Raw genomic sequence first — 13,087 nt, 5'->3', positions numbered from 1 at the left:
GCTATAAAAAATACCCTGCCCGAAATCCATTCCTTTTAACGGATTTAAGGCAGGGTACTTTGTTTTGTCTATCAAATAAGGCTTTTAAATTGTTAGACGTTTTTTAATCAATAACTTCCTTACTTGCTGGATCTGAAATTACAATTTCAACACGACGATTTTTTTGCAAATTGTTCGGATTTGTGTTTGAAACAATTGGACGTGTGTCCCCATAACCCACTGCAATAAAACGCCTAGGATCAACATTATGCTCAGAAGTAAAATAACGAATGACACTACTAGCTCTTGCTGTTGATAGTTCCCAATTTGATGGATAACGATAAGTCGTAATTGGACGATTATCTGTATGACCCTCTATCTTTACGTAATTAGGAATACCTGAAAGGAGGTTTCCAATTTTACTAAGAAAGGGGTATGCTTGTGGAAGAAGGATGGCCTCACCTGTATCGAATAGTACCTGCTCTTGTAGAACGAGTACTACTCCACGGTCATCTCGATTGGCAACAATCACATCTGTTAAGTCTGCTTCATCTAAGTATTGTCTGACTTCGACTAATATTTGATCTAATGAATCAGATTCTCCTTGAGTACTAGCTATTACATTATTCTCTTTAGGTGTTAATTCGGTACTTGGCGAAAACTTTTGTTCATCTTGAAGCTCTGACGATTTATTTTGATTTTCACCGACATTTTTTACAGTAGAAGACTCCATATACTCAAAAGGAATGACAGATTGATTGTATTCAAAAATTTCACGATTCTGCAGTGACTGAGCTAATGCTCTAAATTTCACATTATCAATTTGTGACATTGAAAATAGTAAAATAAAAAACACAAGAATTAAGGTTACTAAATCTGAAAATGTGACGAGCCATTTTTGATCAGAAGAAAGAGGGCGCTTTTTTCTTCTATGCATTGAGCACACCCTCTTCTTCTTCTTCGACTACCTTTTCTGCTATACGCTCATTAATTGGAAGAAAAGCACTAAGTTTTTCTTCTAAAATCTTAGGATTCTGACCACCTTGAACACCAATAACGCCTTCAATGACAATTTGTTTTAAAAACACTTCTTTTTCTGATTTTATTGCTAGCTTAGCTGCAGTTGGTTGAAAAAATAAGTTTGCCATTAACGATCCATATAACGTTGTTAACAACGCAATTGCCATGTTAGGGCCTAATGTTGAAGGATCATTTAAATTTTTCAGCATCAATACTAAGCCAATTAATGTTCCAATCATTCCCCATGCAGGAGCAAATTCCGCTGCTTTTTCAAAGATATTGCGCCCTTTTGCATGGCGATCTTCCATTGCAATAATTTCAGCTGTCATAATATCATTAATAACTTCAGGCTCAACGCCATCAATTGCTAATAGAACACCTTTTTTAATAAAAGGATCTTCAATTGCTTCCATTTCTGCTTCTAATGCCAGTAACCCTTCACGGCGAGCTTTTTCAGCTAATGACACGAAAGTTTCTATCAGTCCTTTTAAATCTTGTTCATCTGTATGAAATGCTTGTCTACCTACTTTGAAGACACTCTTTAAATCAGACATAGGAAAGCTAATAAATAAAGCTCCCAAAACTCCACCTATTACAATTAAAAGAGACGATATACTAACAAAAGCCATAAAACCTGCTAGACCACCACTTGAGACAATACCAAAGATAACCATTACCATACCGATAATTAATCCAATCGGTGTAAGCACATCAAACTTTTTCATAATTTCTCTCCCTGTCGACTAAAAACTTCCTTCCCTTTTTATATCGACAAGTTTTTTATTTTGTTGATTGTCTATACTCAATTCGATGTGGAAGTTGTACAATATTGCTATCCACTGTTTCTTTATTCATATATTTTGTAAGTAAACGCATCGCTACCGCTCCGATATCATACATTGGCTGTACCACTGTTGTTAGCTGTGGACGTACCATTGTAGATAATCGTGTATTATCAAATCCAACTACCTCGATGTCATTTGGAACATTTAATCCACGGTCCTGTGCACCATGAATAACACCTAATGCCATTTCATCTGTTCCAACAAAGATAGCTGTTGGCTTTTCTGTTTCTTCAAGTAATTTTTCAATTGCTTCAATTCCAGAATCGTACGTATAATCTCCTTCGACAATATATTCTTCGCGAAGAGATAAACCGCTCTCTTTTAATGCACGCTCATAGCCTTTTACTTTCTTTTCTTTATTAATCGGCTCTTCTAATGTACCTGATACAAATGCAATTTTGTCATGTCCATTGTCAATTAATGCTTTTACAGCATCATAAGCAGCTTGTTCATAATCAATTGTGACAGATGGAATTTGGTTAGTTGATTCAATTGAAGCAGCAAGGACAATTGGTACAGGTGATTTTTTCAATTCTTCTACATGAGATTCTGTTACATTACCACTCATAAAAATAATTCCGTCCACTTGTTTACCTAACATTGTATTTAACAAATGCAATTCTTTATCTTGATTTTGGTCCGAGTTACTTAAAATGATATTATACTTGTACATCGTTGCAATATCTTCAATACCACGCGCAAGTTCTGCATAAAAGATATTTGAAATATCTGGGATAATAACGCCTACTGTTGTTGTTTTCTTACTAGCCAAGCCTCTCGCTACAGCATTTGGACGATATCCTAAACGTTCAATTGTTTCTAGTACTTTCTTTCGTGTAGATGGCTTTACATTTGGGTTACCATTGACAACACGTGAAACAGTTGCCATTGATACACTCGCTTCTCTTGCTACATCATATATTGTTACATTCACAAAAAAACACTCCTTATTTTAAAACCTTTTGTTTTAGTCTACCCTTATTTAAAAATTTGTAATTATGTATATACATAAAACATTTTCATCGAATGTCTTTAATTAATATACGATACTCTGTACATGACCGCAATGTATTTACGTTGTTTTCGTACATCATTCATAATATTGTAACCTTTACATATTTCTTAATGAAAGAGAGACTCCTTTGCGTAATAAAGTCCAAAAACTCAATTACATAAAGAAGCCTCATCTACCAATTTATTTGCTTTTTATTTACCAAACATGTTTATTACATTACGTATTTAAATTACATAATGGTTTTAGTTGTGAAATAAACTCATCAAATTGCGGAATATTCATTTGTTGCGCTGAATCTGATAATGCTACGGCTGGATCAGGATGTACTTCAGCCATTACACCATCAGCTCCAATTGCTAAGGCTGCCTTCGCCGTTGGCAGTAACAAATCACGACGACCTGTTGAATGAGTAACATCTACAAACACAGGCAAATGTGTTTCTTTCTTTAAAATTGGAACGGCTGAAATATCAAGCGTATTACGCGTAGCACGCTCATACGTACGAATACCACGTTCACATAAAATAATTTGGTCATTTCCTCTTGAGATAATATATTCAGCAGCATTGATAAATTCATCAATGGTTGCGGCTAATCCTCGTTTTAATAGTACTGGCTTGTTTACGGAGCCTGCTGCTTTTAATAATTCAAAGTTCTGCATGTTACGCGCACCAATTTGGATAACATCAATATAATCTAGAGCTGTTTCAATATCTGCTGGGTTTACAATTTCACTAATAACAGCCATATCATATTGGTCTGCTACTTTCTTTAAAATTTTCAACCCTTCTAATCCTAGCCCTTGGAAATCATATGGAGATGTTCTTGGTTTATACGCACCACCACGCAACAGCTTTACTCCTTGTTTTTTAGCCGCTGCTGCTACTTCAGCTACTTGTTCGTAGCTTTCTACTGAACAAGGACCAATAATGAAGTGCTGACTTCCATTGCCAATTTTTTCACCTTTTATATCTACAATTGTATTTTCAGCTTTTTTCTTTCTAGAAACAAGCAATGCTTTGCGGTGATCATCATGCTGTAATTCAAGGTTTGCTTTAAAAATCTCTTTAAAAATATGTTGCAACGTAGATGTTTCAAACGGTCCATTGTTGTTCTCTTGAATTAAATCAAGCATAGCACGCTCACGTACTGGATCAAAGCGGTTCGTTCCCTGCACTTCTTTTAGCTTACCAACTTCTTGCACAAGCTGCCCCCGCTTATTAATAAGGTTTAGAATCTGTAAATTCAACTCATCAATTTGAGTACGTAATTCTGTTAACTTTGGATTCGACATATCATCCATTCCTCTCCATAATTACTTATTAAAAACATTTTTTACATTTAACTCTCATTATATTAGCTTATATGCATTTATGAATGATCTCACTAAATTGAAATGTGTTTGATAAGTGAATAGATCTTGATATGTTTAACAAAGAAGTGGATAACAAAAGATAAACATCTTGAGGCCCCCTTTTACAAGAGGAGAAGAGGTAAAAATATCTATATAAAAAATGCGACTCAGCTCATCTAAGCAACTCTTCTCTCTACTCAACTAATCTCGACTAACTTCACGATATAAGCTATCCACTACTGAACTAACGTTAAAAGTGAAAAACTTCTTCTAGAAGCTTCTAGCCTGTTCTTTCAATGAACAGCTTGCAAAGATAGGATAGCACTTTTGTAAAAACATTTCAACAATTTAAAAGAACACACGTTATCACTGCTCTCTCCCTTCCTCCATTGATTCATGAGTATGCCACCCTTGAGATTAAACTCTTTTTTGAGAGCGAGTAATGAAGAACATAAAGGAAATAAAGAAGACTTTGCCCTTCAAGTTCTATGCAAACAAGAAGGGCAAAGTCCGTTATGATACATCGCTTATTTATTTAATTGATTAGCTAATTCACTTTTAGTAATGCGCCAATGTGATTCATGCCACTTTACGTTTCCTTGGTTAAACAGAAACACCTGTGGTGACTCATGCTTTATATTGTATTCTTCTGCTATATCATTTGAAAGTGGTCTTGCTTCTTGAACATGCAAGTAGTAAGAAGGAATGTGTTGATTTTCCTCTACATAGCTTTTAAACTCCTCATATGCCGCGCTGCTAATTGGGCACGTTATACTATGTTTTAAGAATAAAAATGTTTCGTTATCTTTTATAACTTGATTAAATTCTTCTCTAGTTGAAATTTTCTTCATACTATTCTCTTCCTTTCAAACAGCTTTTGTTTACTGTCTATCACTATAACATGATAAATAAAAAGGCTCACTCTTAACGTTTACACCTCTTCACTTTTCTACAGAAAAGGAAGGAAAGAACAAACTTTTAGTGAGCCACCTGTCTTATTTTGTTACATTCTCTTCAAATTCTTGCAATGCTTGCTGTGTTTCTTGCAACTTCTTTTGCACATCGCCTTGTTGTTCAATATGCTGACTTTCTACTTCGTCCTCTAATATATCTAAGCTTGGCTGTGGTAGTTCTTCTTGTTCTGCTTCTTTTTTACCAATAGACTTAATTTTATTTACAACTTGAGCAGATTGCTCTGAGAATGCTTGAGATAAGTCGGTAGTTTTGTCTTTGGCTGTATTAGCAATTTGCTCAGTTTTTAACCTTACAAACGTTGCTTGTTCATTTAAGTCTGAACGTAACTCTTTACCTGCTTTCGGTGCAAGTAACAAAGCAGTTGCTGCTCCTACCACTCCACCTAGGATTGATCCGAGTAAAAAATCCTTGCTACTTAAACCTTCTTTTTCTTTACCCATGAAAACTCCTCCTCATCAAAATAAATTAAGAGTACGACCTCGATCGTTTCATTTGTGATTCTACAGGTTCTCTAAGCTCAACTTGCTCGTCTGTCCCTTCATTTTGCTGCTTTTTTGCTTTAATGCGACCCCAAATGTCCAAAGCAACGTTACTCCACTGTATTACTTGCGCAACGCTTTCTTTGTTTGCTTCTACTTTTTGCGTAACACTGTTAGAAACATTTTTAATGGATTTATTCAAATCATGAATAGAATCCCCGACATCTTTAACTGAGTCCACAACCACATTTAAGGACTCTGATTTCCGTTGAATGTCTTCTGCTAGAAGATTTGTTTTATGTAATAATGCAGTTGTTTCGGTTGTAATGCCAGTCATTTGTTTCTCAAGCCCAGTAAGTGTACCCCCCACTGAGTCTAATGTTTGCTGAACAGACTTTAATGTTTTTGAAATAGAAATAACGAGATAGAGAAATGCAATCGCAGCTACTGCTGCACTTAGATATAAAATAATGATCATCAGGTTGATGACACCTCCAATTAGTCTTGTTGTTACAAAACGATACCCGTTGTTAACAAAAATCAAACATCGTTAGCCGTATATGATTAGAGGCTCGATTTTATAGACTATGTAAACATTGAATGTATTACATGTATTACCTTGTTTTCGTTAAAGTATAACGTAATTCCTTTAAATGTTGAAATATTATGTTTTTTACTAAAAGTCATATATAATAATCTACAGTATTGATGATACATTAGGAGGCATACAAAATGAAAGACCCTAGAATTCAAAAATTAGCAAAAAATCTAATTAATTACTCCATTCGTCTTCAAAAAGGTGAAAAAGTATTAATTGAAAATTTTGGTCTTCAACGTGAGCTTGTAACTGCTTTAGTGAACGAAGCTTATGAAGCTGGAGGCTATCCATTTGTTCTTTTAAAAGATCATGCAGTAGACCGTTCTCTTTTAAACGGTGCTCAAGAGGAGCAATTTAATATGATTGCTGAATTTGAAGCAAACGTTATGAGCAACATGGATGCTTACATAGGACTTCGATCTGGTGAAAACATTTTTGAACAATCAGATGTACCAAGCGATAAAATGGCACTCTATGGGAACACAGTTGGGAAAAAAGTACATAGAGACATTCGTGTTCCAAAAACAAAATGGGTTGTGTTACGTTATCCAAATGCTTCAATGGCTCAACTGGCAAAAATGAGCACAGAAGCCTTTGAGGATTTCTACTTTGACGTTTGTAACTTAGATTATAGCAAAATGTCAAAAGCAATGGATGGCCTTGTTGCTTTAATGAATAAAACAGATCGAGTTCGCATTACAGGAGAAGGAACAGATCTTACTTTCTCAATCAAGGATATTCCGTCTGTCAAATGTGCAGGAGAAATGAACATTCCAGACGGCGAAGTCTATACAGCTCCTGTCCGTGAATCTGTAAACGGGACCATTACTTATAATACTCCTTCACCTTATCATGGTTTCACCTTCGAAAATGTAAAACTAACATTTAAAGATGGTAAAATCGTAGAAGCAACGGCTAATGACACAGATCGCATTAATAAAATCTTTGATACAGACGAGGGAGCTAGATACATTGGTGAGTTTGCAATTGGGGTAAATCCTTATATTCAACATCCAATGCAAGATATTCTGTTTGATGAGAAAATTGATGGTAGCTTCCACTTTACTCCTGGTGAATGCTATGAAGACACGAACAACGGAAATAAATCAAATATCCATTGGGATATGGTAATGATTCAACGTCCTGAATATGGAGGAGGAGAAATTTACTTTGATGACGTATTAATTCGTAAAGATGGACGATTCGTCATTTCAGAATTAGAACCTCTTAATCCTGAGAATTTAAAATAAAAAATCCCCCACGTTTAACTCCATTGTATAAATGAAGTTAAACGTGAAAGGGATTATTGTAAGCTTTGCCAACTGGTGCACTTTTTGCTCCTTTTGACAAAGCTTTTATTTAAATTGTGTTTTGATATAACTCTTCAAACTTTTGGATATCTCCTGCACCCATAAACACAAGCACAGCATCCTCATGTTCTTTCAGAATTTCAACGTTTTGCTCGCCAATTAGCTCGGCACCACTAATCTTTTCGCGTAAATCTTCAATTGTTAATTTACCTTGATGCTCACGAGCTGAACCAAAGATATTACATAAATAAACTTTATCAGCTTTTTGTAAGCTTTCTGCAAAGTTCTCTAAAAACGTCTGTGTTCGTGTAAATGTATGTGGTTGAAAGACCGCTACTATTTCACGCTCTGGATACTTTTGACGAGTTGCAGAAATGGTTGCCGTAATTTCAGTTGGATGATGAGCATAATCATCGATTAGTACTTGTGTTCCAACTGTCTTTTCACTAAAGCGACGCTTTACACCTTTGTATGTTTGTAATTGTGCTTGAATCACTTCAACGTCAATTTCTTCATAATGACAAATTGCAATTACTGCTAATGCATTTAAAATATTATGATCTCCGTAACCTGGTATCTCAAATGATGCAAAAAATGTGTTTCTCACAAATACATCAAAGGCTGTACCCGTTGTACTTTTTACAATGTTTCGAGCTTGAAAATCGTTCTCTGCTCCAAGTCCATAGTATAAAACAGGTACTTTTGCTTGGATTTTCTGTAAATGTTCATCGTCTCCACAAGCAATGATACCTTTTTTCACTTGAAGTGCCATCTCTTGAAATGCACTAAACACATCTTCAACGCTTGTAAAGTAATCTGGATGATCAAAATCAATGTTTGTCATAATTGCATAGTCAGGAGTATAGGACAAGAAATGGCGACGGTACTCACATGCTTCAAATGCAAAATACGTTCCATTGTCTACGCCTCTACCTGTACCATCTCCAATAAGATAAGAAGTAGGCTGGCCACCTTGCATCACATGTGCGAGTAAACCTGTTGTTGATGTTTTTCCATGAGCTCCTGTTACCGCTACACTTGTATAACGTTTCATAAAGTCGCCTAAAAAGCGATGATAACGAATAACCTCAACACCTAATTCATTTGCCGCTACAATCTCTTCATGTGTATCAGGGAACGCATTTCCTGCAATCAAAGTCATGCCTGTCTTAATATTGTCTTTATCAAATGGTAAAACGCTAATGCCTCTTTGTTCTAGTGCTTTTTGTGTAAAGATTTCTTTTTCGATATCTGATCCTTGAACCTGAAAGTTCATATCGTGTAAAATTTGTGCTAATGCACTCATTCCTGCACCTTTAATTCCAACAAAATGGTAAACTGTCATATAAAGAACCTCCAACATTCGTCTATCTGTAAGACAGTATATGACGGTTATTTAGAATTGCTCTTATCAACATATGTAAATAATGTATACGCGTCAATAACGATTGTTTATTATAGCATTGATACTCTGATGACACCATGGATTCATATACATGTAAATATGTCCAATTTCAATCATCTTCTCTTTTAGTATCTCCATTTACTACATACTCTATTGCATACATTTTAAAAAATGTGCGCCACGATGGCTTTTCCATTTGTAATTGCGTACACATAAACCGATGATGTAACTCGGTTATTACACATGTTGTATTGTCTACATATAATAGACGAGAGCTAACTAACACATCATATCCAATCGATTTTATTTTTCGAACCCATAGTATCTTACCTTGCTTAACTTCTGTAAATCTCCCTCTTACATCTTTGATGATTGTGGGCTCATTTGTCAATGGATTATATCCTTTTACGAAAAATGAATCAGGTACTTTTGACACATAAACAGGCTCCCACACACTCGTCAAAAATAGCGCTAATTGAATAAAAAAGGGCTCTTGTTTCTCATGCTTGTTTTCATCTAAAAAAACATGCAACATTGTTTTACCTTGTATCGTCACGTAATCAAAAGCAAACCAATCGTAAAAAGTCTCTTCTAATTCGCTTGTAAGTGTTTGATTATGAGGAAATCCAACTTTTTCACGAAATAAATAACTTGCTCTTACTTTTTCTCGAATGTTTGCATATCTTTTCACAAAAGACAAAACTTGGCTGTAAAAATGGATAATACCGTCGTCTGCTTGTGCTTGTTTTTGCTCACGAATGCTTGAAAAGTGTACAATCTTTCTTTCATCTTTCATCCTCGATCACCTATTGACCAGTATCTTTTTAAATATGCACGAGAGAAAGAGCCTATCTGTGTTTGAGTCACTCCACTTTTTCTAAACGAGGGTTTGGTCGATAACGTCTTCCTGCTTTTGCAACATGGTTACCATTTAATAAGACATTATCTCCGGTAAAGCCAATATGAATTTTTAGTAAGCTACTGCCAACTCCATACATATCAACTGGTACATGTCTTTCTTCAAACTTAGAAATCCGTTCTTCTGTAAACCCACCACTTACGACAATCTTGACATGATTGAATCCTTCTTGATCCAATGCTTCTCTCAGTGCAAAAATTAGTTCTGCATTCACCCCTCGAGGGTCGAACGTTCCTAACACTTCTGGATGTCTAACAAAATGTTGATCAATCATTGTCCGCGATGTGTCTACACGAACTGCTTTTAGCTTGTCACCAAATTCTCTTGCTACTTTCAATGCATCTGTAATCACATCGTTGTTGTAGTCAACAAGAACAATTAGTTCATCATTTGGAAACTTAGCATGATAAGCTTTTGTCGCCTCTACAATATCGCCATTAAATAGCTGAATAAGTGCATGAGGCATTGTACCCATACCTTGCTTGCCCCACCATTCATTCATCGCATGAGTAGCTTGAGCAGTAGAGCCCCCCATGTAGGCTGCATATCCATCTCCCGATTGCTGTGTGAAGTGATCATCTCGATCTCCCATAAAGATAACAGGCTTTTTTCCAGCCGCCTTTACGACGTTATACACATTTGTCGCAACAGATGTACGACGCGCTAAAATTCCATCAATTACACCTTCTAAAAACCCGAAGTTTTGATAAGGTCCAGTGATGGTTAAAACGGTCTCAAATGGTTTAATTTTATCTCCATCTTTTAACGAATAAATTTCTAAGTCTTCCGGCTTATCGGCATAGGCTTTAATTAATGCAATAACTTCATCTGTCCCACATAAAACAGCATGGTCTTTTTGAAAAAATTGCATTGTTACAATATTATCAGTCTTAAACTCTTTGACAATTTCTTTTGTTTTAAGAAAATAAACAGCTGAAAACCAACCTTCTTTTACACGGTCATCAAATTTAAACGTTCGATTTGTCAGACGTTTAATCTTACCTTGTAGTTTTAACTCTATTTCCTTCATTCCCTAAACTCCCTTTATTTATAAATCCATTCTTAATACCTGACATATCCCCATAACAATAATAAGCTAAAACCAATGATCATGCTTTAGCTAATAAGTGCGAAACAATTATACAATCTATATGAATGAACTTTTACTTATCTTTACATATAGTAAATCATTTTAAACATAATGACAAACCTTTTAAAAAAGGCAGCAATCTTGAAGCTTATTATATAAATTGGTTTAGAAAATTTAACATGATAAAAGAGCTTTTATGTCATACCCCCTAACCTTTGAGAGATGTTAAGAGGCCTAGGTAACGATTTATGAACGGATCTCTTTTTATGAAAATGATGTACCATCATGATGAAGTTAATTGATATCACAATAAAAGAGGTTAATCTATTGTGGTCTTCATTCACCTTAATAGATTAACCCATTCTTTTATTATTCTTATAAGATTCATGAACTATGAATCTCTTGTAAGTCGCCCTCTGTAATTAATACATCTCTTGGTTTACTTCCTCTTGCTTCAGAAATAATGCCTTGTTCTTCCATCATGTCAATAAGTCGTGCTGCACGGTTATATCCAATGCGAAAGCGACGTTGCAAACTTGAAGTAGATGCTCCACCTTGCTCTAACACATATTCACATGCTTCATAAAAAAGCTCATCCTCTTCTTGAGAAAGCGATGTTTGATTTTTTGTCAGTAATTCCTCTTGGCTAAACAAGTAGGTAGGTTTTTGCTGTGATTTCACGTGAGCCACTACATTGTCGATTTCTTCATCTGAAACAAAGTTCCCTTGAACACGAACGGTTTTAGAAGATCCATTTTCTAAAAGTAGCATGTCTCCCCTACCTAGTAGTTTTTCAGCTCCACCCGTATCAATAATCGTACGAGAATCTACTTGTGAAGAGACTGAAAATGCAACTCGTGTTGGAACATTCGCTTTAATTAAACCTGTGATTACATCCACTGATGGGCGTTGCGTAGCCAGCAATAGATGAATACCACATGCACGTGCTTTTTGCGCAATGCGACAAATCGCTTCTTCTACTTCCCCTGGTGAAACCATCATTAAGTCAGCTAACTCATCAATAATAATAACGAGGTAAGGAAGCTCCCCACTTTTTTCATTATGAGCACGAACACGCTCATTGTATTTTGTAATATCACGTACACCTGTGTGAGCAAACAGTTCATAACGACGTTCCATCTCTTCAACTGCCCACTTTAAAGCAGCTGTAGCCGCTTTTGCATCGGTAATAACAGGACTGACTAAGTGAGGAATACCATTATAAGGAGCTAATTCCACCATCTTTGGATCGATGAGCATTAGCTTTACTTCATGAGGAGCTGCTTTGTACAACAAGCTCACAATAACTGTATTAATACATACACTTTTTCCAGATCCTGTTGCCCCTGCAATTAGCCCATGTGGCATTTTATTTAAATCTGTTACAACTGGATCACCCGAAATATCTAACCCTAATGCAACAGTTAATGGGGACTGACTTTGATTAAAAGCTGGACTTCTTAAAATCTCTCTCAATAAAACAGGCTTGCTATGGCGATTAGGGACTTCAATTCCGATTGTATTTTTCCCAGGAATCGGCGCTTCAATCCTAATATCACGCGCCGCTAAACTTAACTTAATATCATCTGTTAAGTTTGTAATTTTATTAACTTTCACACCTGGCTCGGGCTGCACTTCAAACCTTGTTACAGTAGGCCCTTGTGTCACATTCACTACTTTCGCACGTACGTTAAAGTTTTTTAATGTTATGTCAAGCAACTCTCGCTGATCCTCTAACCACTGATTGTCATCTTCCATTTTAGCTGGTGGGATATTAAGCAAGTTCATGGAAGGAAATCTATAATTTCCTTGTTGAGGTTGCGTTAATTCCGGTTTTTTTTCGATTTGCTTCTGTTCCATTTTTCGACGATCCTTCTTTAACATCATGACATTGTAAGGTACATAACGCCTTGATGGATTTGATCGTTCTTCCTGTTTTTCTTCTTGCTTTTCTTCTTGCTGTTCTACATCAACACTAGACGCGTTCTCAAAAAGTAAAGCAGGTGCTGATTCTTTTTCATTGTAAATTTTTTCTTCTTTTACTTCTTCCACTTGTTGAATTGGTGCGCTCTCTTGTACAGAACTAGCCGGTTCTGTAT

General features: G+C 35.8%; 12 protein-coding genes. 1 reads left to right on the top strand and 11 read right to left on the bottom strand.

What is annotated here, in order from left to right; genetic code table 11:
* Positions 1-103: 103 nt before the first annotated feature.
* The 7 genes from motS to JOC83_RS00030 form a co-directional block, all read right to left on the bottom strand.
* Positions 104-916 carry a flagellar motor protein MotS gene (gene motS / locus JOC83_RS00060; RefSeq protein ID WP_205182371.1) on the bottom strand — a complete coding sequence of 271 codons (813 nt, stop codon included), beginning with the start codon at positions 914-916 and terminating at the stop codon, positions 104-106.
* Positions 909-1,724: a flagellar motor protein MotP gene (gene motP / locus JOC83_RS00055; RefSeq protein WP_205182370.1), complete on the bottom strand. Its 816-nt coding sequence runs from the start codon at positions 1,722-1,724 to the stop codon at positions 909-911. The genes motS and motP overlap by 8 nt, the downstream gene beginning before the upstream one ends.
* 55 nt (positions 1,725-1,779) lie before the next feature.
* On the bottom strand, positions 1,780-2,778 hold the full coding sequence (gene ccpA / locus JOC83_RS00050) for a catabolite control protein A (RefSeq protein WP_205182369.1): 999 nt from the start codon (positions 2,776-2,778) through the stop codon (positions 1,780-1,782).
* A 297-nt stretch (positions 2,779-3,075) separates the two neighbouring features.
* Positions 3,076-4,152, bottom strand: coding sequence for a bifunctional 3-deoxy-7-phosphoheptulonate synthase/chorismate mutase (locus tag JOC83_RS00045; RefSeq protein WP_205182368.1), 1,077 nt, complete (start codon positions 4,150-4,152; stop codon positions 3,076-3,078).
* A gap of 587 nt (positions 4,153-4,739) precedes the next feature.
* Entirely contained in the window at positions 4,740-5,063 is a 324-nt protein-coding gene (gene ytxJ / locus JOC83_RS00040) for a bacillithiol system redox-active protein YtxJ (protein WP_205182360.1), read from the bottom strand.
* A gap of 144 nt (positions 5,064-5,207) precedes the next feature.
* The gene (locus tag JOC83_RS00035; protein WP_205182358.1) at positions 5,208-5,627 is read right to left on the bottom strand and encodes a YtxH domain-containing protein; all 420 of its coding nucleotides are present in this window, start codon (positions 5,625-5,627) and stop codon (positions 5,208-5,210) included.
* A gap of 25 nt (positions 5,628-5,652) precedes the next feature.
* Entirely contained in the window at positions 5,653-6,144 is a 492-nt protein-coding gene (locus tag JOC83_RS00030) for a DUF948 domain-containing protein (RefSeq protein ID WP_205182356.1), read from the bottom strand.
* Between the two features lie 254 nt (positions 6,145-6,398).
* On the opposite strand from JOC83_RS00030, the gene JOC83_RS00025 reads away from it, so the two are divergent.
* Positions 6,399-7,514 carry an aminopeptidase gene (locus JOC83_RS00025; RefSeq protein WP_205182354.1) on the top strand — a complete coding sequence of 372 codons (1,116 nt, stop codon included), beginning with the start codon at positions 6,399-6,401 and terminating at the stop codon, positions 7,512-7,514.
* Between the two features lie 109 nt (positions 7,515-7,623).
* Here the strand turns inward: JOC83_RS00025 and murC are convergent, their stop codons facing one another.
* The 4 genes from murC to JOC83_RS00005 all read right to left on the bottom strand — a co-directional run.
* Positions 7,624-8,919 carry a UDP-N-acetylmuramate--L-alanine ligase gene (gene murC, locus JOC83_RS00020; protein ID WP_205182353.1) on the bottom strand — a complete coding sequence of 432 codons (1,296 nt, stop codon included), beginning with the start codon at positions 8,917-8,919 and terminating at the stop codon, positions 7,624-7,626.
* A gap of 169 nt (positions 8,920-9,088) precedes the next feature.
* The gene (locus tag JOC83_RS00015; protein ID WP_205182352.1) at positions 9,089-9,775 is read right to left on the bottom strand and encodes a nicotinate phosphoribosyltransferase; all 687 of its coding nucleotides are present in this window, start codon (positions 9,773-9,775) and stop codon (positions 9,089-9,091) included.
* 67 nt (positions 9,776-9,842) lie between these two features.
* A complete protein-coding gene (locus JOC83_RS00010; protein WP_205182351.1) occupies positions 9,843-10,928 on the bottom strand; it encodes a nicotinate phosphoribosyltransferase in 1,086 nt (361 codons plus the stop codon).
* 444 nt (positions 10,929-11,372) lie between these two features.
* Positions 11,373-13,087, bottom strand: a 1,715-nt coding sequence (locus JOC83_RS00005; protein WP_205182350.1) for a DNA translocase FtsK, incomplete at its 5' end; no start/stop codon positions are given.

The sequence above is a fragment of the Priestia iocasae genome (assembly GCF_016909075.1).
GTDB lineage: Bacteria > Bacillota > Bacilli > Bacillales > Bacillaceae_H > Priestia > Priestia iocasae.
The sequence above is the reverse complement of the archived record's forward strand: the minus strand, read 5'-3'. Positions and strand labels throughout refer to the sequence as shown.

Bases quoted from the DNA above. Each gene is read 5' to 3' on its own strand.
- motS (WP_205182371.1), bottom strand. From the start codon at position 916: ATGCATAGAAGAAAAAAGCGCCCTCTTTCTTCTGATCAAAAATGGCTC.
- motP (WP_205182370.1), bottom strand. From the start codon at position 1,724: ATGAAAAAGTTTGATGTGCTTACACCGATTGGATTAATTATCGGTATG.
- JOC83_RS00045 (WP_205182368.1), bottom strand. From the start codon at position 4,152: ATGTCGAATCCAAAGTTAACAGAATTACGTACTCAAATTGATGAGTTG.
- ytxJ (WP_205182360.1), bottom strand. From the start codon at position 5,063: ATGAAGAAAATTTCAACTAGAGAAGAATTTAATCAAGTTATAAAAGAT.
- JOC83_RS00035 (WP_205182358.1), bottom strand. From the start codon at position 5,627: ATGGGTAAAGAAAAAGAAGGTTTAAGTAGCAAGGATTTTTTACTCGGA.
- JOC83_RS00030 (WP_205182356.1), bottom strand. From the start codon at position 6,144: ATGATCATTATTTTATATCTAAGTGCAGCAGTAGCTGCGATTGCATTT.
- JOC83_RS00025 (WP_205182354.1), top strand. From the start codon at position 6,399: ATGAAAGACCCTAGAATTCAAAAATTAGCAAAAAATCTAATTAATTAC.
- murC (WP_205182353.1), bottom strand. From the start codon at position 8,919: ATGACAGTTTACCATTTTGTTGGAATTAAAGGTGCAGGAATGAGTGCA.
- JOC83_RS00015 (WP_205182352.1), bottom strand. From the start codon at position 9,775: ATGAAAGATGAAAGAAAGATTGTACACTTTTCAAGCATTCGTGAGCAA.
- JOC83_RS00010 (WP_205182351.1), bottom strand. From the start codon at position 10,928: ATGAAGGAAATAGAGTTAAAACTACAAGGTAAGATTAAACGTCTGACA.